This is a genomic window from Roseomonas alba, assembly GCF_019430885.1.
GTDB classification, from domain to species: domain Bacteria; phylum Pseudomonadota; class Alphaproteobacteria; order Acetobacterales; family Acetobacteraceae; genus Neoroseomonas; species Neoroseomonas alba.
Genome location: NZ_JAHYBZ010000007.1, coordinates 260,461 through 279,174 on the forward strand (window position 1 = coordinate 260,461; position 18,714 = coordinate 279,174).

The window sequence follows — 18,714 nt, forward strand, 5'->3', positions numbered from 1 at the left end:
CCGCAGCGGGCGGGGGCTACCCCTCCGCCCGCGTCCGGCGGCCGCGCGCCGTCGGCACCAGAATCCCGCCCAGCACCATGTCACAGAAGTCGAGCGCGATTTCGGGCGCCGTCAGGGTGCCCTTGGGGTCGTACCAGCGCGCCATCCAGTTCACGGCGCCGAGGATCATCCGCCCCGCCACCGCCACATCCATGGTGCGGAGCTCGCCGGCCGCGACGCCGGCTTCCAGGATCTCCCGCAGCAGCCTCTCGTAACGATCGCGCCAGCCGATGCGCTCCCGCCGGAACCGCAGTTCTGGATCGTTCCAGAAGGTTGAGGCCGAGGCGATCCAGGCCCAGCGGTGGCGGTCGAAGAAGCGCGCCGTCTCCCCGATCAGGCTGCGCAGCCGGTCGGCGGCCGGCAGGGCCGGGTCGTCATGGCGGGCGACGTGCAGGTACAGCGCCTTGGTCACGCCCATGGCGAGCGGCCGCAGCAGCGAATCCTTGTCCGGGAAGTAGTGATACAGCGTCGCCTTCGAAATCCCGCATTCCAGCGCGATGTCGCGCATGGACACGCCATCGAAGCCGTTCTGCGCGAACATGCGGCAAGCGACCTCGAAGATCTGCACGATACGGCCTTGGGCCGGCTGGTCGTAGCCGCCGACCTCGAGGATGGAGACCAGGTCCTCGGTGCGCGCGACGGCGCGGCGGCGTGGGCGGGTGGGCGGGGCTTCCGGCGCTTCGGCAGTCTTGGATTTGGCAGCGGCGCGGGCCACGCGCGTCTCCTCTGATGGTGTGTTCACTGGCGCGGTGCATCCTTGCACGCTGCCGGCCGCACGCAAGCCGATGGACCTGACGCGCAGGGCGCCCTTACCATCATCGCCCATGCGATCCCATGCCCGCGGGGCCGGATGAAGCCGGCCGCCTTCGACTACCATGCGCCCCGGACGGTGGAGGAGGCGGTCGCGCTGCTCGCCACCCATGGTGAGGAAGCGCGCATCCTGGCCGGCGGCCAGAGCCTGGTGCCGACCATGGCCTTCCGCATGGCGCGGCCGGGCGTGCTGGTGGACATCAACCGCATTCCGGACCTGGCGTTCCTCCGCGCCGAGGACGGCATCCTGCGCATCGGCGCGCTGACGCGGCATGCGGCATTCGAGAAGCCCGTGGCGCCGGGGCCGGTGGGCGCGCTGCTCGCCCGCGTGGCGCGCCACATCGCCCATGCGCCGATCCGCCAGCGCGGCACCTTCTGCGGCAGCCTGGCGCATGCGGACCCGGCGTCGGAATGGTGCGCGACAACGCTGGCGCTGAGCGGGACGCTGATGGTCGCCGGCCCGGACGGACAGCGCGCCGTCGCCGCCGAAGACTGGTTCCAGGGCGTCTTCACCACGGCCATCGCGCCGGGCGAGATGCTGGCGGAAGTGCGCCTGCCGCTGCTCGGCCCCGACTGGCGCTGCGGCTTCGCGGAATTCGCGCGCCGCGCCGGCGACTTCGCGCTGGCCATGGCGGTGGTGGCGCTGCGGCTGGACGCCGGGCGCGTCGCCGAGGCGCGCATCGCGCTGGGTGGCATCGGCGGGCGGCCGGAGCTGGCGCCGGATGCGGCCGCCGCGCTGATCGGGCAGCTCCCGCGCGATGCCGCGCAATCCTCGGCCGAGCGCGCGGCCGCCGGCTGCGACCCGCAGGACGATATCCACGCCCCGGCGGACTACCGACGCGACCTGGTGCGCGTCATGGTCCGTCGCGCCATCGAGGACGCCATCGCCGCATGAATTGGGTCGGGCGCCGCCTGCGCCGCTTCGAGGATCCCGCGCTGCTGCGGGGCGAGGGCCGCTTCACCGCCGATGTCGCCGTCGGTGCGCGCGCCGTGCGCTTCCTGCGCAGTCCCGTTGCGAATGGACGCATCACCGCTCTGCGGCCGCCCGAGGACATGCCGCCCGGCTCACTGTTCGTCAGCGCGGCCGAACTCGGCGCGATCGGGACGATACGGCCGATGCTGTACCGCTTCGCCTATCGCGCCGTGGAGCAGCCGATCCTGCCGGCCGATCGCGTGCATTTCGTCGGCCAGGCCGTGGCGGCGATCGTCGCGCCGAGCGCCGCGATGGCCGAAGACCTGCTTGAGGCGGTGACGTTCGATATCGGGTCCGAGACTGCGCTGGTCGCCATGGACGACGCGCTGCACCCCGGTGCGCCGGCCGTGCATGCTGTGGCGCCGGGCAATGTCGCGGTCGAAGGCGTGATGGAATCGCCGGAAGCCGCGGCCGCCTTCGCCTCCGCGCCGCATGTGGTCGAGATCGCGCTGCGGTCGCGCCGGCAGAATGCCTCGCCGATGGAAGGGCGCGGCGGCTGCGCCCAATACGACCGCGCGACGGGGCGCGTACGGCTGACGGCCTCGGTGCAGATGCCGCACATGCTGCGCACCGGCATCGCCGAATTGCTGTCCATGCCGGAAGCCGACCTTCAGGTCATCGCGCCGGATGTCGGTGGCGGCTTCGGGCAGAAGATGGCGCTGTTCCCGGAATACGCGGTGCTGGTCTGGCTGGCGCGGCGATATCGCGGCGACTTTGCCTGGATCGAGGACCGCAACGAGAACCTCATCGCCTCAGCCCATTCGCGCGATCAGGAGCACAGGCTGCGCGGCGCCTTCGCGGCGGATGGCACGCTGCTCGCGCTGGAAGCCGACATCCTGGCGAATGTCGGGGCCTTCTCCGCCTATCCGACGACCTGCGGGGTCGAGCCGCTGATGGCCTTCGCGGAGTATCCCGGGCCCTACAAGGTGCCGGCCTATGCCGCACGGGCGCGCGGCGTGCTGACGCATACCTGCCCGATGGCGCCCTATCGCGGCGTGTCGCGGCCGGTCATCACCTTCGGGCTGGAACGGCTGATGGATGTCGCGGCGAAGCGGATCGGGATCGACCCCGTCGCGATCCGCCGGATGAACCTGGTGGACAGCTTTCCGCATCGCAGCGCGACCGGCCTGACGCTGGACGAGGCGAGCTACATCGAGACGCTGGACGATGCTGCGCAGCACCTCGACATCCCCGCCTTCCGCGAGCGGCAGAAGGCGGCGCGGGCGCAGGGCCGCTATCTCGGCCTCGGCCTGTCGGTGTTCAACGAACGCACTGGCTACGGCACGCCCGCCTTCGCCGCGCGCGGCATGGGCGTGGTGCCGGGATATGAGGTGGTGGACATCGCCATGACGCCGAATGGCGAGGTGGAGCTGCGCATCGGCGCCTCGCCGCATGGGCAGGGGCTGCGCACGGCGCTGGCGCAGCTCGTCGCCGACCGGCTCGGCATCGCGCCCGAGAGCGTGCGCGTCATCCATGGCGACACTGATCGCACGCCCTATGGCTGGGGCAGCTTCGCCAGCCGCGCGATGGTCATCAGCGGCGGCGCCTCCCAGGAAGCGGCCGACAAGCTGGCCGCCAGGCTGCGTGCCGCCGCGGCGAAAATCCTGCAATCGAGCGCAGACGACATCACCCTGCGCGATGGCGAGGCCGTGGCGGGCAATGGTTCCTCCATCGCCCTTGCCGCGCTGGCGAAGCAGGTACATCAGCGCAGCGACCTGTTCGACGGCTTCAACCTGGCCGAAAGCGCGCATTACGACCCGCCCGGCACCTTCTCGAACGCCTGCCATGCGGCCATCGTCGAAGTCGATCCGGAAACCGGCCATGTCCGCATCGAGCGCTACCTGGTGGTCGAGGATGCAGGGCGCATCATCAATCCGCTGATCGCCGACGGCCAGGTGCGTGGCGGCGTCGCGCAAGGCATCGCCAATGCGCTGTTCGAGGAAATCGTCATTGCCGAGGACGGCAACATCCTGACCGGCACCCTCGCCGACTACACCCTGCCGAGCGCGATGGAGATCCCCGAGATCGAGATCCACCACCGCGAGACGATCAGCCCCTTCACCCTGACCGGCGCCAAGGGCCTTGGCGAGGGCGGGTCCATCGGCGCGCCTGCCGCGATCGCGAATGCAATCAGCGATGCGTTGTCGCCCTTCGGCGTCGAGCTGTTCGAGATTCCGGCGACGCCGCCACGCATCCGCGCCGCGATCCGCGCGGCGGAGGCCCGCGCATGAGCCGCCACGTCGTCACCTTCACCGTGAACGGCGTCGCGCAGCGCGTCGAGGTCGAGGCCCGCAGCACCCTGGCCGACACGCTGCGCGAGTCCTGCGGCCTGACCGGCACGCATCTCGGCTGCGAGCACGGCGTCTGCGGCGCCTGCACCGTGCTGGTGAACGACATCCCCACCCGCGCCTGCCTGATGTTCGCCGTGCAGGCGGACGGCGCGGCGATACGCACCGTGGAAGGCCTCGCCGCGCCCGACGGGACACTGAACGCGCTGCAACAGGCCTTCCAGGACCATCACGGGCTGCAATGCGGCTTCTGCACGCCCGGCTTCCTGATGCTGAGCACCTGGCTGCTGGAACGCGACGAAGTCCTCAGCGAGGCGACGCTGCGCGAGGCGCTGGCGTCGAACATCTGTCGCTGCACGGGATATCAGGGGATCGTGGAGGCGGTGCGCAGCGCGGCAAGGAAAGCCGGGCGCTGGGCGGAATAAGGTCGGGGGGAGATGAACTCCCCCCGAACCCCCCTCCTTTTTTTGACCGTTGCACTGATGTGCCGGTGAGGGGGGTGCGCACAATTGCGCCGGCCGAAGCCAATGGGTGCGGCCGGCGCGCAAGCGCGCCAGCGCTCCAGTCAGAAAAAGGAGGGGGTCCGGGGGAGTTCGCTCCCCCGGCCTTTCTTCACCGTCCGCGGCGCAGGAACGCCGGCACCGGCGTCCCGTCCCGGAAATCGCCTTCCCGCCAGGACCGGTCCCGCCGGGACTCATCCCCGCCCGACCGCCGCCGGGCCTGCTCGCCCGCATTCGCGGCAGGCTTCGCGGCAGGGCTGCCGCTCTTCCCACCATGCCCAGCCGGGCGGTGCTGCGACTGCCGCGCCGGCTTGTGCGCACCACGCGGCGGCTGGGCCGCACGCGGCGGGCGCGGCGCCTCACGCGGCGCGGCCATGTCCTCGGCCGTCGTCTCGCGCTTCTCGCTCGGGATCTGCATGCGGATCAGCTTCTCGATCGCGCGTAGCTTGTCGCGGTCCTCATGCGAGCACAGCGCGATCGCCTCGCCCGAAGCGCCGGCGCGCGCGGTGCGGCCGATGCGGTGGACATAGGTCTCGGGTACCTCAGGCAGGTCGAATTGGATGACGTGGGTCACGCCGTCCACGTCGATGCCGCGAGCGGCGATGTCGGTCGCCACCAGCACGGGCGCGGAGCCGTCACGGAAGGCGGCGAGCGCGCGTTCGCGCGCCCCCTGGGCCTTGTTGCCGTGGATGGCGTTCGCCTTGATGCCGTCCTGGTCGAGCTGCTTCACGATGCGGTCGGCACCGTGCTTGGTGCGGCTGAAGACCAGGGTGCGGCCGATGCCCTCGGCCTTGAGGATCTCGGCCAGGGCGCGGCGCTTGCCGGCGGCCGCCAGGTGGATGACGCGCTGGGCGACCTTTTCCGCCGTGGTCGCCACGGGGGCGACGGCGACGCGGGCCGGGTCGGTCAGCATCTCGGCGGCGAGCCTGTTGATCTCGCCCGGCATGGTGGCGCTGAAGAACAGCGTCTGGCGCTTGGCCGGAATGGCCTTCAGCAGGCGGCGGATGGCCGGCAGGAAGCCCTTGTCGAGCATCTGGTCGGCTTCATCCAGCACCAGCGTCGAGACATGGTCGAGCCGCCCGGCGCCCTGGTCGAGCAGGTCCTGCAACCGGCCCGGCGTCGCGACAAGGATGTCCACGCCGCGCGCCAGGGCGCTGCGCTGCGGACCGAAGCCGACGCCACCGAAGATGACGGCGACGGACAGGCCGAGATGACGGCCATAGGCCTTCACGCTGTCGGCGATCTGCGAGGCGAGCTCACGCGTCGGGGAGAGAACCAGCACGCGGCAGCCGCCGCGCGGCGGCCGGCCGGGCGTCGCGGCCAGGCGGTGCAGGATGGGCAGGCTGAAGGCAGCGGTCTTGCCGGTGCCGGTCTGGGCGATGCCGAGAAGGTCGCGCCCTTCCAACACGATCGGAATGGACTGGGCCTGGATGGGGGTGGGGGCGGTATAGCCTTCCTCGGCAAGGGCCTGGAGGATGCGAGTGTCGAGGCTGAGGGCCTCGAAGGTATCGGTCACTGATCAATCCTGTCACGCGCGCACGGCTTTCGCGCCGCGCACGTCGCTGCGGTGAGAAAGCCCCGCGGGATTGGGACTGTCCGGTGGGTGGCGCGCCTGTTTCCCGACCCGGGCCCACACCGCAACGCGGGGACCGATCACGCGGCCGGGCGGCGCGTGGCGCACGGCATCACCGCGCGGTGAGCGGAGTATGGCCCTTCGCGGGTGCAAAAACAAGCCGCAGGGCCAGGGCGCCGTTCAGCCGGTCCTGCCGAAGGCGCCCGCCGCGCGCAGGGCCCCCATTGCCGCTTCATCGTAGCCGAGCATCGTCGCCACATCCGTCGTATCGGCGCCCAAGGGCGGCGCCGGCCGGTCCGGCTGCTCCTCATAGCCCGGGTACAGCACCGGCTGGCGCGCCGCGCGCGCGAGGCCGGTTCCGTTCGGTTCGAAGAAGTTCACATCCTGCAGATGCGGGTCGCGCAACAGGTCCTCGAGCCGGTTCACCGGCGCGTGCGGGATGTCGAGCGATTGGAGGGCGCGCAGCCACTCGGCCGTGGTGAAGCGCGTCATCTCCTCGGCGAGCACGGTGTAGAGCTCGGCGATATGGGCGCTGCGCTCGCCCGGATCACCGAACCAGGGCGCGTCCAGCACGTCACGGCGGCCGGTGAATTCGAGAAGGCGGCGCCATTGCTGCTCGGTATAGGGCAGCGCCGCGATCCAGCCGTCGCGCGTGCGGTAGGGCCGGCGATCGGCGGCGAACATGCGATGATAGCCAGCGGATTCAGGCGGCCCGCCGAAGGCGGCGGCGGCCAGGTGCTCGTTCAACACGAAGGCGGCGACGGATTCGAACATGGCGGCCTCGACCTCAATCGGGCCGGTGCGACCGCGCGCGCGGGAAGCGATGGCCGCCAGCAGCCCGTAGGTCGCCGTCAGCGCCGCCACCTTGTCGGCCATCACGCCCGGGACATAGGCGGGATCGGCCCCGCGATAGGACGGCAGCGCGGCGATGCCGCCGGCGGCCTGGATCACGTCGTCGAAGGCCGGGCGGCCGGCATAGCGCCCGCCGCTGCCGAAGCCGAGCGCGGCACAATAGATGATGTCCGGATTGATCGCCGCGACCTTGGCGAAGCCGTAGCCGAGCCGGTCGATCGCCTGGGGACGCATGTTGTGCAGGAAGACTTCCGACCAGCCGATCAGGCGGTCGAAGACCTCCCTGCCCGCTTCGGTCTTCAGGTCCAGGACGATGCTGCGCTTGTTGCGGTTGTTGCAGACGAACATGGCACTGTCGCCCTGGGGGCCGCGCGGCTGGATGGCGCGGGCCAGGTCGCCTTCCGGCCCTTCGACCTTGATGACCTCGGCGCCGAGGTCGCCCAGCACCTGCCCGATCAGCGGGCCGTAGATGACGGTGGTCAGGTCAAGGACACGCAGCCCCGACAGCACAGGCAGCATGATGTGGTTACTCCGGCTTGATTCCCGCATCGGCGACCATCTGGCGCCGGCGCGGCAGTTCGTGGTGCAGGCAGCCGGTGAAAGTCCCGGGCCCGCGGAGGAGGAGAGGCCCGCCGGCATCGGCCACGCGGTCGGGGAGCGCGACGGCACGCGGGGAATGACGGACGATACGCATGGTGATGCCTCCCTGACCCGAGGCTAGGCCGGGCTGGCACCGCCCGTGAAGATAGCTTCCGCGGCCAGGATGGGCGTCGCAGGTCGCGAGGATGCGGAGGCAAGGGCGAGATGTGCGTCTCGGCGTCCTGTCTGGCGCGAGCGGCGCCCCCCTCCGACTGCTCCTACAGCGCGCGCGTCAGAAACCGGTTCTCGCCGCTCGCCGCATAATCCCCGAACGGCCCGCACGGCGCGAACCCGTTCGCGAGGTACAGCGCGACCGCCGGCTGGAAATAGGCGCTCGTGCCGGTCTCCAGGCTGACCCGTGTCATGCCGGCGGCGCGGGCCTCGTCCATGATGTGGCGCAGCATCATGCCGCCGATGCCGCGGCGGCGCGCGGCCTCGGCCGTGTGCATCGACTTCACCTCGCCATGGTCATCCGCCATGCGCTTCAGCGCGCCGACGCCGAGCAGCGTCTCCCCGTCCCAGGCGCTGAAGAACCGGATCTCCGGCACGCGCAGCCCCGACAGGTCGAGCGCGAAGGCGAAGCCTTCCGCCGTCGCTGCGCGCGCCTTCGTCAGATGCGTCGTCAGCAGCGCCTGCACGCGGGCATCGTCGAGGCCGCCCTCGGTGATCGTCACGCTCACAGGTAGCGGCCCCGTTCCATGATCTCGAGCGTGTACTCGCGATAGGTCATGCCGAGTTCCTCAGCCCGTGCCAGGCGGCGCAGCGCCACTTCCCGCGGCGGCGTCTTCCAGGCGCGCTTGCGCGCCCGACGCCAATTCCAGGCATTCCAGCCGAGTGCGGAGACATCGTCATCGAGCGGCGGCCCACCGTTGTGGCCGAGCGAAGGCGGCGTGGTCATGCACACGATTATCCACTATCGTGCCACCATGTCCACTATCCTGGATGCGCCCGAGGCCCCCGGAATCGATGCGCTGATCGCCGCCCGGCTGCGCCGCGAGCGCGAGGCCCGCGGTTGGTCCATCGCCGATCTCGCCGCTGCCTCCGGCGTGTCGCGCGCCATGATCAGCAAGGTGGAGCGGGCCGAGGCCAGCCCGACCGCATCACTACTCGGGCGGCTGTCGGGGGCGCTTCATCTCACCGTCTCGACACTGCTCGCGCGGGCCGAGGCCGATGCCGGCCCCGCGCGCATCGCCCGGGCCGCGGCGCAGCCACTCTGGACTGACCCTGCCACGGGGTATCGCCGCCGCGCCGTCTCGCCGCCCGGTGCCGAACCTGAACTCGTCGAGGTCGAACTGCCGCCCGGCGCGCGCGTCGCCTACACGGCCGGATCCTTCGCCTTCCTGCGCGGCCAGGTGGTGTGGGTGCTGGCCGGGCGCCTCACGGTCGAGGAAGGGACCGAGGAGGCGCTGCTCGGTCCCGGCGACAGCCTCGCCTTCGACCTGGCCGCGCCGAAGGGGCATGCCTTCCGCAATCCCTCCGCCGTGCGGCCCTGCCGATACCTGGTGGCGCTGCACCGGCGCTGATCAGCCGGCTTCCTGCTCCAGCGCCGTGACCCAATGTTCCAGGGCCCGGCGCAGCTTCGCCGCCCTCTTCTCGCCGATGCGCTCGGCCACGCGTGTCTCGGCCTCCGCGCTCAGGGCCAGCAGCGTGTCGAGCGCCGCTTCGCCGCGCGCAGTCAGGCGCACGATCCGCGCCCGGCCGTCCGAGGGATCGGGCAGGCTACGCAGCAGCCCGGCCTCCTGCAGGCCTTCCACCAGATAGGCCATGGACTGCTTCGTCATGCCCGCCCGTTCGGCGAGCACTGTCAGCCGCGATCCACCCGGCGCGATGTGGCGGAATACCGCGGAATGGGCGGGGCGGATCTCCGGGAAGCCGCGCACGGCGAGCGCGCCATAGACCTCCCTCTGCATCGCCTCATAAGGCAGGCGCAACAAGGCGCCGAGGGTGCGCCGGTGTTCGGTGACGGGCTTGGTGTCCATGCACCATCTTGACGCATAGTCAGAGAGACTGTCTATATATCGTCAGTTTCTCTGACGAAAAGGCTCCGTCGATGGACCCCATCGCCCGCAACCTCGCCGTGGTCGAGGCCCATATTCGCGATGAAGCGCGCGATCCCGCCGCGGTCATGGATCTCTATACCGACGACATCGTACTCGAGATGCCGACGCGCGGGCTGACCCTGGTCGGCCGCACCGCCATCGAGGCCAACTACCGGGCCATGTTCGGCTCCATGGCCGAGGTCGAGATCATCCCAGGCACCCGCTTCGCCACCGAGGACCACGTCATCGACGACTGCACCGCGCGCTTCCGCCTGACCGGCGACGGTGTCGCGAACGCGCCGCTGCCGGTCGGCAGCCTGGTCGAGTTGCGGCTGATGCACCTGTTCGCGATGCGCGACGGACGCATCGCGCGGGAGACGGTCTATGAGGGCTGGCGGCGGATCGGTTAGCGGCAAGATGGGGAGGGGCTTTGCCCCATCGGCGCGACGATCCGGGCGACCGCGGAACGGGGAACGGCTCTCCCGAACCCCCACCCGCCAAAGGCCACAGGGCCTTTGGAAACCGACACCTGGTGCCGGGCGGGAAGCCCTGTTCAGACTATCGAGGCGCGCACGGTGCACGGCGCCTGGGAATGATTCTGGCGCTCAGCGGGAACCGCACGATCCAGGTTGGCTGGACTGCCGTGCAGGGCGCCAAGTCAAGGTTTCCAAAGGCCTTTCGGCCTTTGGCGGGGAGAGCCCGAGAGGGGCAAAGCCCCTCTCGTTTCCACAGTCCAGGATGAAGCACCTAAGCCGCCAAGGACTTCAGCGGCAGCCCCAGCGCCGCCGCCACCGCCGGATGCGTGACGCTGCCGCCCTGCACGTTCACTCCTGCGGCGAGATGCGGATTCTCCGCCGCCGCGCGTCGCCAGCCCTTGTCGGCGATCTGCAGGGTGAAGGGCAGCGTCGCGTTGTTCAGCGCCACGGCGCTGGTCCGCGCCACGGCGCCGGGCATGTTCGTCACGCAGTAATGCACGACACCGTCCACCACATAGGTCGGGTCGGCATGGGTGGTGGGGCGGGAGGTCTCGAAGCAGCCGCCCTGGTCGATCGCCACATCGACCATCACGCTGCCTGGCCGCATGCGCGACACGGTCTGCCGCGTCACCAGCCGCGGCGCGGCGGCACCCGGCACCAGCACGGCGCCGATCACCAGATCGGCCTCCAGCACCGTGCGTTCGACCGCGTCGCTGGTCGCGAAGAGCGTATCGACCATGCCGTTGAACTCGACGTCCAGCGCGTTCAGGACGCGCGGATTGCGGTCGAGCACCGTGACGTGGGCGCGCATCCCGCTCGCGATCCGCGCGGCATTCGATCCGACCACGCCGCCGCCGATGATCGCGACGCGGCCTGACGGCACGCCGGGCACGCCGGACAGCAGGATGCCGGCGCCGCCGGCTTCCTTTTCCAGGCAGCGCGCGCCGACCTGAACGGCCATGCGGCCGGCGACCTCGCTCATCGGCGCCAGCAGGGGCAGCCCGCCCTGTGCATCCGTCACCGTCTCATAGGCGATGGCCGTGCAGCCGGAGGCGATCAGCCCCTGCGTCTGCTCGGGATCGGGGGCGAGGTGCAGGTAGGTGAACAGCACCTGGTCCGGCCGCAGTCGTATCCATTCGGCGGGCTGCGGCTCCTTCACCTTTACCACCAGCTCGGCCTCGGCGAAGACCGTCGCGGCATCGGGGGCGATGCGGGCGCCCGCAGCGAGGTAGGCCTCGTCCGGGAAGCCGATGCCGGCGCCGGCGTTGGTCTCGACCAGGACCTCATGACCGTGCAGGACCAGTTCGCGGACCGAGCCGGGCACCAGCCCGACCCGGTATTCGTGGATCTTCACTTCCTTCGGGACGCCGACGCGCATGGTGTTCTTCCTTGGGTTTCACTCCACCGGCAGGAAGATGAACACGACGGCGGCGATCAGGCACCCCCCGGCGGCGAGGAAGTTCCAGCGGATCGTCTCGCCCAGGAAGGCCACGCTGAACACGGCGAATACCGCCAGCGTGATGACCTCCTGCATTACCTTGAGCTGCTGGCCGGTGAAGGTGCCGTAGCCGATCCGGTTCGCCGGCACGGCGAGACAGTATTCGAAGAAGGCGATGCCCCATGAGATCACGATCGCCAGCCACATCGGCCAGGATGGCTGCTTGAGGTGACCGTACCAGGCGAAGGTCATCAGCACGTTGGAGGCGACGAGCAGCAGCGGCGTCAGCAGCCAGGCGGACATGGAAACTCCTTGAGGACCGGTGCCGCGCAGTCTGGCCCTGCTGCCGGGGCCGCCCAAGATCATATCACGCGACCCGAGCGCTCCAGCCGGCCCAGACCCTCCACAGCCAAAGCGAACTGCCGGCCGATCTCGGCGAGGATCGGCGCGGCGGCTTCCGTGGGCTGCTGTGGCAGCGTCGTGGCACCGGCGGCCAGCGCCGTGGCCGCGTCCTCGAACCAGGCGCGCCAGACGGTGGGATCGCCTGCGCCGGACAATCGCAGTGCGGCGACACGCCCGGCCGCCCGCCGCATCGCGGCGTCCGCCGACAACGCGGCCGCCAGGCCTTCGGTCCGCGTCAGGGCGTTTTCGAACAGAGCCTTCTGCAGCAGCTCCTCGGCCTGGGCGCTGGTCTGGCCGACCGTGCGGCGGATCGCGAGCACCGCGCCCTCCCCCGCCTCGACGGAGACCGCGAGGGCAGCGTAGCGCAGATTGGCGACCAGCGCGGCGCGGAGCGCCGGCGCCAGCCGCGCCCCGGCCCAGTCCGGCCACAGCAGCGCCGCGCCGGCCAGTGCCGCCGCGCCGCCGGCCAGGGTGTACAAGGCGCGTTCCAGCGCCACGCGCAGCGCATCGGTATGGCCCGGCCGTTCGAGTTCGAGCAGCACGACCACCACGGCCGAAAGCCCGGTGACGAAAAGACCGAAGCTGACGCGGCGCACCGCGGCGGTGGGCGCGGCGAGGAGGAAGACCGCGAAGGCCGCCACCAATGGCGAGGGCAGCAGCACCGCGGCACCCGCGCCGAGCGACGCCCCCAGCAGCGTGACCAGCAGCGCGACGGCCAGCCACCACCCGTGATCGAGCCGCCAGCCGAGGGTCAGCGCCAGCCCGCCCGCCGCCAGGACCGCGAGCCGCAGCGCATGGCGCAGCAGCGGCGTTCCGGGCCGGAGCTGCGCCCGGATCGCTGTCCAGCCGGTCCCCCCGGGCGGTTCGCCCCAGGTCGGCGCGTTGCCACGCGACGCCGGCGCCGCGGCGGCATCCAGGCCGTCCAGCAGCCGCTCGATCACCGGCCGCAGGGATGCGCTCTCCGGCAGGGCCGCGACATGGGCGAGCAACTCCGCGCGCGGCGCCACGCTGCACGGTCGCTGGGCCACGGTCGCGACAGCGAGTTCCTCCAGCAGCGGCCCGAGCGCCTTCAACAGCCGCGACGCCGCGGCGCGGGTGGGCGGCGCGTCGGTGTGCTCCAGCAGGTCGGCCAGGGCGACCAGCGCGTCGAAGACCTGCTCGGCCGCCTCCAGCCGCTGCCAGACCGGATCGAGCCGCCAAGCCCCGCCCGGCGCCGCGCCGGCATGGGCGATGATGCGGGCGCGCGCTTCCTCGAAGATCAGCCGCACATCGCGGCGATAGGCCCGCGCATGGCGGTCCCATGTCGCACGGTTCTCGCCGGCCGGACCCAGCATGCCTTCCAGATCCGCGACGAGCCCCGCCAATGCCCGCCAGCCTCGGGCCACGGCATGGCGCGCGGTCTGGAAAGGCCGGAGCCACCACAGCACCGCCGTCACCAGGACAGCCCAGCCGGTACCCAGGAGGAAGAGCACCGCCGCCTCCTCCGCCAGGCGCGGGGTGGCGGGGCCTTGTGACAGCGCCAGCACCAGCACGACGGACAGCAGCACGCTGATCAGCACGCCCGGCATGCCCAAGGCCCGCAGCAGCGCGAGGAGGAAGATCCCGATCGTGCCGCCGGCGACCGCCACTGGCAGCGGCGCGAAGGCCCCGAGCAGGCCGAAGCCCGCGGTCAGCAACGCGCCGCCGATCCCGAACAGGATCTGCGACCGCACCCGGTCGCGCAGCGGCCCGCCGGGATCCGCCAGACAACTCAGCCAAGCCGCCAGCGCCGGCCAGACGAGGATCGGCAGATCCGCCCAGACGGCGATCAGCACAAGCGAGGTCAGGGCCAGGCCGCTGCGCAGCCCCTCCCCCGGATTGAGCAGCCGGAGATCGAAGGCGAAGGTTGCCGGCAGGCCGTCGCGGGACATGCCGGCTGCGCCTCAGCGGGCCGCGGCGGCCTCGGCGCCGACCGGCGCAGGCGGCAGGCGGCGCAGCAGGAACAGCATGATGCCCATCGCCGGCAGTGCCGCGACGGTCGTCATCAGGAAGAAGGAGGGCCAGCCCAGCATCTCGGCCAGCCAGCCCGAACTGGCCCCCAGCGTGCGCAGCGGCACCGCAGCCAGGGACGACAGCAGCGCATATTGCGTCGCGGTGAAGGACCGGCTGGTCAGTGACGACAGGTAGGTGACGAAGGCCGCATCGGCGAGGCCGTCGGTGAAGTTCTCCACCCCCACCTGGGCGAAGAGCATGGGGATGTCGTGCCCCGCCTGGGCCAGGGCGACATACATCAGGTTCGACAGCATCTGCGCCATGCCGGTGATGATCAGCGCGCGGCCGGTGCCGATGCGGGCCACGAACCAGCCACCGGCCAGCGCGCCGAGCAGGGTCGCGAACAGGCCGAAGACGCTGGAGACGGATGCCACCTCCAGCCGCGAGAAGCCCATCTCGCGGTAGAAGGGCGCGGTCATGATGCCGGCCAGCGCCTCACCCAGCTTGAACAGGGCGACGAAGGCGAGGATGGCGAACCAATAGGGACGGCGAACGAAATCCGCGAAGGGATCGACCACGGCGAGGCGCAACCGCGCCGCCCAGCCATGCGGGTGCTCGACCGGTGCGGGGCCGGCATCGGGGGCGGCCAGCACGGCCAGGAACCCCACCCCGATCATCACGGCGCACATCGCAAACGCAAAGGACCAGCCGCCGAGCTCCGCCATGGCCAGCGCGCCTGCGCCCGAGGCCAGCAGCGCCCCGCGATAGCCCCAGACGTAGCAGGCGAGGCCATAGCCCTGGTCGCGCTCGGGCAGCACCTCGATGCGATAGGCGTCGATGACGATGTCCTGGCTGGCCGACAGGAAGGCGACCCCCACCGCGATCGCGACCGTCATCGTCGGATCCGCCGTCGGGTCGGTCAGGCCAAGTGCGAGGATCGCCAGCGCCAGAGCCGGCTGGATGACCGCCAGCCAGCCGCGTCGGCGCCCCAACCCCCGGAAGGCCGGCGGCAATGCATGGTCGAGCACGGGCGACCACAGGAATTTCAGCGAATAGGCGAGGCCGATCAGCGCGGTCATCCCGATCGCCGCCAGCGAGATGCCGGATTCCGACATCCATTGCCGCAGGGTGAAGGCCGTCAGCGGCAGCGGCACTCCGGCCGAAAAGCCGAGCGCGAGGAGGACGAGGAAGCGCCGGTCGCGCCAGCGGGGCAAGGCCGAATCGGACATGGAGGCAAGCTGGCAGAAGCCAGGTCACATCGCCAGCGCAGCAGGCTTGCTCCGGCGCCCCGGCGCTGCGCAGTATCGCGCCGGCAACGATCCCTGCAGAGGACTGCATGAACGAGCTGATCGCCCGCGTGAAGGGCATGATCCTGGCGCCGGCCCAGGAATGGCGGACCATTGCGCGCGAGCCGGTGGAGTTGGTCCCGCTCTTCACCCGCTACGTCATGATCCTGGCGGCGATCCCGGCCGTGGCCGGCTTCCTGCTGGTGGCGATCTGGGCGCCCTTCCATGCCCTGACCGGGGCGATCGTGGGCTACATCCTCTCCCTGATCGCGGTCTTCGTGACGGCGAAGATCATCGAGGTGCTGGCGCCCAATTTCGGCGGCCCCCAGGATGCCGACGCGGCGCTGAAGCTCGCCGCCTTCGCGCCCACGGCGGCCTGGGTGTCGGGGGCCGCGATGATCGTGCCGATCCTGGGCTGGCTGGTGGCGCTGATCGGCGGTTTCTACTCGCTCTACACGCTCTATCTGGGCGTGCCGCTGGTGATGCGCGTGCCGCAGGAAAAGGCCGTGACCTTCACCCTGGCGGTGATCGGCGTGGCGATCCTCGTGAACATCGCGGTACGGCTGCTGACCGGCATCCTCATCTGATACCAGCCAGCCTTTCGGCTGGCTCGGTATCAGAGTCTTGGTTTCGCGCGCGGCCGCCCCACCAACCCCGCGCGCCATACCGTTCACCTTGCCGGTGAGAAGTTCATCAGCAAGGCTCGGCGGCATGAGGCGCCGTCCGGACATGCGGCGTCTGGCGCATGTCCAGGTCCGGCACCGGCCCGCACAGGCCGGTGCCGCAGGGGGCAGGGCGGTGCCGCGAGGCGAGGCCCCTCCCCGATCCTACCCTTCCGCCTTCGGCACCATCCGCCCGATCCGCCGTCCACCGAACAGGTGGACATGGAAATGCGGGACTTCCTGTCCCCCATCGCTGCCCATGTTGGTCAGCGCGCGATAGCCCGCGGCTTCCAGCCCGAGTTCCTTCGCCACCTTCGACACGGCGCGCCAGAACCCCGCGATCTCGGCCTCCGACGCCGTCGCGCCGAAGTCCGCGATCGACACGTAGCGCCCCTTCGGAATCACCAGGACATGCACCGGCGTCTGCGGATTGATGTCGTGGAAGGCGAGGGCGTGCTCGTCCTCATGCACCTTCTTGCACGGGATCTCCCCGCGCAGGATGCGGGCGAAGATGTTGGCGTCGTCATAGGGCGGCAGGCCGGTCACGGACATGGCGGGACTCCAAGGGTTTGCGCGCTGCGTTGTGCGCATCCTCACCGCGCGGCCGCGATGCGCAAGACGGGTCGCATTTTCTGGTTGCGAAGGCGGGCCATTTTCGAATAACGGTGAGTTATTCGAATAACAGACCGTAACGCGAATGTCCGCCGAAACCCAATCCCGCCCCTACCGCCAAGTCGCCCGCGCCGCCGCGACCGAGGAAACGCGCCGCCGCATCGTCACCGCCTTCGCCGAGGCGCTGGCCCAGCGCTGGCTGGACGAGATCACCCTGGATGAGCTCGCCACCGCCGCCGGCACCACCCGCCAGACCGTCATCCGCCTGTTCGGCGGCAAGGAGGGCCTGCTGGACGCCGTCGTCGACTGGATGCGCGAAGGGGTGGTCATCCGCCGCACCCTGATGCCCGGGCCCACCGCCATCGCCGTCGCCCGGGCGGTTGGCGCGGACTACGAGACGAGCGGCGACATGCTCATCCGCCTGCTGGCGCAGGAAGGCCGGCATCCGGGCCTGTTCACCCTGCTGGACCTTGGCCGCCGCCACCATCGGACCTGGATCGGGGAAGTCTTGGCCGGCCCGATCGCATCCCATCCGCCCGCGGAACGCGAGGCGCTCACCGACCGGCTCATCGTCGCCACCGATGTCTACAGCTGGAAGCTGCTCCGCCGGGATGCCGGGCGCAGCCGCATCGAAACCGAGGCGGCCATCGCCGCCCTCATCGCCGCTATCCTGGCGGCCCGGAGCAACGACCATGGCTGATTTCCTCATCACCACCTTCGAAGGCGGCGGCAATGTCCCGCCCGTGCTCGGCATGATCCGGCGCCTGCGGGCACGCGGGCACAGCGTGCGGGTATTGGGCGACGCGGTGCTGGGCCGCGAGATGGAGGCCGCCGGCGCGACCTTCCGCCCCTGGACCACGGCGCCGAACCGCGCCGACCGCCGGGGGGACTCCGACCCCATCAAGGATTGGGTGGCGACCGAGCCCGGTGGCGGCCTGCTGCGTGGCCTGGACACCATCATGATCGGCGAGGCCGCCAACTATGCCGCCGACACCATGGCCGAGCTGCGCCGCCAGCCCGCCGATGCGCTACTGTGCTCCGACCTGCTGTTCGGCCCGGCGATCGCCGGCGAGGCTGCCGGCATCCCGGTCGTGATCTTCGCCTGCAACATCAACCTCATGCCGATGGACGGCCTGCCACCGGTTGGCCCCGGCCTAGCGCCACCCACCACCGCCGAGGAGCATGAGGTCGCCGCCGGCGTCGCCGCCTGGTTCCGCGCGGCGCTGGACGAAAGGCTGCCGGTGCTGAATGCGGCACGCGCGGCGCATGGCCTGGTACCGGTCTCGCGGCCCGAGGACCAGCACGCCCGTGCGGCGATGACCCTGCTCGCCACCAGCCCCGCCTTCGACTTCCCGGCGACGCGGCTGCCGCCCGGGCTGCGCTATGTCGGCCCGCTGCTCGATGCGCCGGGCTGGGCGCCGGACTGGGATTCGCCCTGGGCAGCGGACGATACCCGCCCGATGATCCTGGTCGCGCTCAGCTCGACCTTCATGGACCAGGCCGGCGTGATCCAGCGGCTGCTGGATGCGGTGGAGACGCTGCCCGCGCGCATCGTCGCCACGCTGGGGCCGGGGCTCGCCGGCACCGCGCTGCGCGTGCCCGCGAATGCGCAGGTGATCGATGGCGCGTCGCATGACGCGATGATGCGGTCGGCCGCACTGGTGGTGACGCATTGCGGGCACGGCACGGTGATGCGCGCGCTGTCGCATGGGCGGCCGATGCTCTGCCTGCCCATGGGGCGCGACCAGAACGACAATGCGGCGCGCGTCGCCTTCCGGGGGGCGGGCATCCGGCTGACCCCCGATGCCGATGTCCCCGCGCTGCGCCAGGCCATCACGACGCTGCTGCGCGAACCGCGCTACGCGGCCGCGGCGAAGACCCTCGGTGCGGCGATCGCGGCGGCCACGCGGCCGGATGCTCTGGTGGAGGCGCTGGAGGAACTTCTCGCCGGGCCGTCCTGCCGCCACGCGGCGTGAATGGACGGCGCCGACGGAATTGGAGGGGCGTCGCCCCTCCAAACCTCCCAGCCAAAGGCCACAGGGCCTTTGGAAACCGTCACTTGATGCCGCGCGGTGCGGTCGTTCCATGCCCCGCCCAGCGCGTTCCGTGCGCAAAAGCAGGTCTAGGCATCGGGTTTGCCCGAGGTATCCAGCA

General features: G+C 70.9%; 20 protein-coding genes. 8 read left to right on the forward strand and 12 right to left on the reverse strand.

Annotation, left to right across the window (positions count from 1 at the left end; translation table 11 throughout):
• Positions 1–16: 16 nt before the first annotated feature.
• A complete protein-coding gene (locus tag KPL78_RS20420; RefSeq protein ID WP_219764839.1) occupies positions 17–781 on the reverse strand; it encodes a TetR/AcrR family transcriptional regulator in 765 nt (254 codons plus the stop codon).
• A gap of 108 nt (positions 782–889) precedes the next feature.
• On the opposite strand from KPL78_RS20420, the gene KPL78_RS20425 reads away from it, so the two are divergent.
• Genes KPL78_RS20425 through KPL78_RS20435 form a run of 3 tightly spaced genes read left to right on the forward strand, consistent with a single transcriptional unit; the run spans position 890 to position 4,535 of the window.
• Positions 890–1,744: an FAD binding domain-containing protein gene (locus KPL78_RS20425; protein ID WP_219764840.1), complete on the forward strand. Its 855-nt coding sequence runs from the start codon at positions 890–892 to the stop codon at positions 1,742–1,744.
• The gene (locus tag KPL78_RS20430; RefSeq protein WP_219764841.1) at positions 1,741–4,053 is read left to right on the forward strand and encodes a xanthine dehydrogenase family protein molybdopterin-binding subunit; all 2,313 of its coding nucleotides are present in this window, start codon (positions 1,741–1,743) and stop codon (positions 4,051–4,053) included. Before KPL78_RS20425 ends, KPL78_RS20430 begins: the two co-directional genes overlap by 4 nt.
• On the forward strand, positions 4,050–4,535 hold the full coding sequence (locus KPL78_RS20435; RefSeq protein WP_219764842.1) for a (2Fe-2S)-binding protein: 486 nt from the start codon (positions 4,050–4,052) through the stop codon (positions 4,533–4,535). Before KPL78_RS20430 ends, KPL78_RS20435 begins: the two co-directional genes overlap by 4 nt.
• 187 nt (positions 4,536–4,722) lie before the next feature.
• On the opposite strand, the gene KPL78_RS20440 is transcribed toward KPL78_RS20435, so the two are convergent.
• From KPL78_RS20440 to KPL78_RS20460, 5 genes are all read right to left on the reverse strand, one after another.
• A complete protein-coding gene (locus KPL78_RS20440) occupies positions 4,723–6,126 on the reverse strand; it encodes a DEAD/DEAH box helicase (RefSeq protein ID WP_219764843.1) in 1,404 nt (467 codons plus the stop codon).
• A 237-nt stretch (positions 6,127–6,363) separates the two neighbouring features.
• On the reverse strand, positions 6,364–7,554 hold the full coding sequence (locus KPL78_RS20445) for a CaiB/BaiF CoA transferase family protein (protein WP_219764844.1): 1,191 nt from the start codon (positions 7,552–7,554) through the stop codon (positions 6,364–6,366).
• Between the two features lie 7 nt (positions 7,555–7,561).
• Complete coding sequence (locus KPL78_RS20450) at positions 7,562–7,729, reverse strand: hypothetical protein (protein WP_219764845.1); 168 nt, start codon at positions 7,727–7,729, stop codon at positions 7,562–7,564.
• 163 nt (positions 7,730–7,892) lie between these two features.
• Complete coding sequence (locus tag KPL78_RS20455; RefSeq protein ID WP_219764846.1) at positions 7,893–8,354, reverse strand: GNAT family N-acetyltransferase; 462 nt, start codon at positions 8,352–8,354, stop codon at positions 7,893–7,895.
• Positions 8,351–8,572, reverse strand: a complete 222-nt coding sequence (locus KPL78_RS20460) for a hypothetical protein (protein ID WP_219764847.1) — start codon at positions 8,570–8,572, stop codon at positions 8,351–8,353. Before KPL78_RS20460 ends, KPL78_RS20455 begins: the two co-directional genes overlap by 4 nt.
• On the opposite strand from KPL78_RS20460, the gene KPL78_RS20465 reads away from it, so the two are divergent.
• Complete coding sequence (locus KPL78_RS20465) at positions 8,571–9,197, forward strand: helix-turn-helix domain-containing protein (RefSeq protein ID WP_255569249.1); 627 nt, start codon at positions 8,571–8,573, stop codon at positions 9,195–9,197. The genes KPL78_RS20460 and KPL78_RS20465 overlap by 2 nt on opposite strands.
• On the opposite strand, the gene KPL78_RS20470 is transcribed toward KPL78_RS20465, so the two are convergent.
• Positions 9,198–9,653 carry a MarR family winged helix-turn-helix transcriptional regulator gene (locus KPL78_RS20470; protein ID WP_219764848.1) on the reverse strand — a complete coding sequence of 152 codons (456 nt, stop codon included), beginning with the start codon at positions 9,651–9,653 and terminating at the stop codon, positions 9,198–9,200.
• A gap of 71 nt (positions 9,654–9,724) precedes the next feature.
• Between KPL78_RS20470 and KPL78_RS20475 the strand changes: the two genes are divergently transcribed.
• Entirely contained in the window at positions 9,725–10,123 is a 399-nt protein-coding gene (locus KPL78_RS20475) for a nuclear transport factor 2 family protein (protein ID WP_219764849.1), read from the forward strand.
• Between the two features lie 337 nt (positions 10,124–10,460).
• Here KPL78_RS20475 and ald read toward each other — a convergent pair whose 3' ends face one another.
• Genes ald through KPL78_RS20495 form a run of 4 tightly spaced genes read right to left on the reverse strand, consistent with a single transcriptional unit; the run spans position 10,461 to position 15,229 of the window.
• On the reverse strand, positions 10,461–11,567 hold the full coding sequence (gene ald, locus KPL78_RS20480; RefSeq protein WP_219764850.1) for an alanine dehydrogenase: 1,107 nt from the start codon (positions 11,565–11,567) through the stop codon (positions 10,461–10,463).
• Positions 11,568–11,585: 18 nt separating this feature from the next.
• The gene (locus KPL78_RS20485) at positions 11,586–11,930 is read right to left on the reverse strand and encodes a DMT family protein (RefSeq protein WP_219764851.1); all 345 of its coding nucleotides are present in this window, start codon (positions 11,928–11,930) and stop codon (positions 11,586–11,588) included.
• 59 nt (positions 11,931–11,989) lie between these two features.
• Entirely contained in the window at positions 11,990–13,939 is a 1,950-nt protein-coding gene (locus KPL78_RS20490) for an FUSC family protein (RefSeq protein WP_219764852.1), read from the reverse strand.
• Between the two features lie 12 nt (positions 13,940–13,951).
• Positions 13,952–15,229, reverse strand: coding sequence for an AmpG family muropeptide MFS transporter (locus KPL78_RS20495; protein WP_219764853.1), 1,278 nt, complete (start codon positions 15,227–15,229; stop codon positions 13,952–13,954).
• Positions 15,230–15,336: 107 nt separating this feature from the next.
• On the opposite strand from KPL78_RS20495, the gene KPL78_RS20500 reads away from it, so the two are divergent.
• Positions 15,337–15,873 carry a Yip1 family protein gene (locus KPL78_RS20500; RefSeq protein ID WP_219764854.1) on the forward strand — a complete coding sequence of 179 codons (537 nt, stop codon included), beginning with the start codon at positions 15,337–15,339 and terminating at the stop codon, positions 15,871–15,873.
• 240 nt (positions 15,874–16,113) lie between these two features.
• On the opposite strand, the gene KPL78_RS20505 is transcribed toward KPL78_RS20500, so the two are convergent.
• Entirely contained in the window at positions 16,114–16,500 is a 387-nt protein-coding gene (locus KPL78_RS20505; protein WP_219764855.1) for a histidine triad nucleotide-binding protein, read from the reverse strand.
• 145 nt (positions 16,501–16,645) lie between these two features.
• Here KPL78_RS20505 and KPL78_RS20510 point away from each other — a divergent pair, with 145 nt between their 5' ends.
• A complete protein-coding gene (locus KPL78_RS20510; protein WP_219764856.1) occupies positions 16,646–17,260 on the forward strand; it encodes a TetR/AcrR family transcriptional regulator in 615 nt (204 codons plus the stop codon).
• Entirely contained in the window at positions 17,253–18,536 is a 1,284-nt protein-coding gene (locus tag KPL78_RS20515; RefSeq protein WP_219764857.1) for a glycosyltransferase, read from the forward strand. The genes KPL78_RS20510 and KPL78_RS20515 overlap by 8 nt, the downstream gene beginning before the upstream one ends.
• Positions 18,537–18,714: the final 178 nt, after the last annotated feature.

Excerpts from the sequence above, each read along its gene's own strand:
- KPL78_RS20425 (WP_219764840.1), top strand. The coding sequence starts at position 890 with ATGAAGCCGGCCGCCTTCGACTACCATGCGCCCCGGACGGTGGAGGAG.
- KPL78_RS20430 (WP_219764841.1), top strand. The coding sequence starts at position 1,741 with ATGAATTGGGTCGGGCGCCGCCTGCGCCGCTTCGAGGATCCCGCGCTG.
- KPL78_RS20435 (WP_219764842.1), top strand. The coding sequence starts at position 4,050 with ATGAGCCGCCACGTCGTCACCTTCACCGTGAACGGCGTCGCGCAGCGC.
- KPL78_RS20445 (WP_219764844.1), bottom strand. The coding sequence starts at position 7,554 with ATGCTGCCTGTGCTGTCGGGGCTGCGTGTCCTTGACCTGACCACCGTC.
- KPL78_RS20450 (WP_219764845.1), bottom strand. The coding sequence starts at position 7,729 with ATGCGTATCGTCCGTCATTCCCCGCGTGCCGTCGCGCTCCCCGACCGC.
- KPL78_RS20465 (WP_255569249.1), top strand. The coding sequence starts at position 8,571 with ATGCACACGATTATCCACTATCGTGCCACCATGTCCACTATCCTGGAT.
- KPL78_RS20460 (WP_219764847.1), bottom strand. The coding sequence starts at position 8,572 with ATGACCACGCCGCCTTCGCTCGGCCACAACGGTGGGCCGCCGCTCGAT.
- KPL78_RS20470 (WP_219764848.1), bottom strand. The coding sequence starts at position 9,653 with ATGGACACCAAGCCCGTCACCGAACACCGGCGCACCCTCGGCGCCTTG.
- KPL78_RS20475 (WP_219764849.1), top strand. The coding sequence starts at position 9,725 with ATGGACCCCATCGCCCGCAACCTCGCCGTGGTCGAGGCCCATATTCGC.
- ald (WP_219764850.1), bottom strand. The coding sequence starts at position 11,567 with ATGCGCGTCGGCGTCCCGAAGGAAGTGAAGATCCACGAATACCGGGTC.
- KPL78_RS20485 (WP_219764851.1), bottom strand. The coding sequence starts at position 11,930 with ATGTCCGCCTGGCTGCTGACGCCGCTGCTGCTCGTCGCCTCCAACGTG.
- KPL78_RS20490 (WP_219764852.1), bottom strand. The coding sequence starts at position 13,939 with ATGTCCCGCGACGGCCTGCCGGCAACCTTCGCCTTCGATCTCCGGCTG.
- KPL78_RS20495 (WP_219764853.1), bottom strand. The coding sequence starts at position 15,229 with ATGTCCGATTCGGCCTTGCCCCGCTGGCGCGACCGGCGCTTCCTCGTC.
- KPL78_RS20500 (WP_219764854.1), top strand. The coding sequence starts at position 15,337 with ATGAACGAGCTGATCGCCCGCGTGAAGGGCATGATCCTGGCGCCGGCC.
- KPL78_RS20505 (WP_219764855.1), bottom strand. The coding sequence starts at position 16,500 with ATGTCCGTGACCGGCCTGCCGCCCTATGACGACGCCAACATCTTCGCC.
- KPL78_RS20510 (WP_219764856.1), top strand. The coding sequence starts at position 16,646 with ATGTCCGCCGAAACCCAATCCCGCCCCTACCGCCAAGTCGCCCGCGCC.
- KPL78_RS20515 (WP_219764857.1), top strand. The coding sequence starts at position 17,253 with ATGGCTGATTTCCTCATCACCACCTTCGAAGGCGGCGGCAATGTCCCG.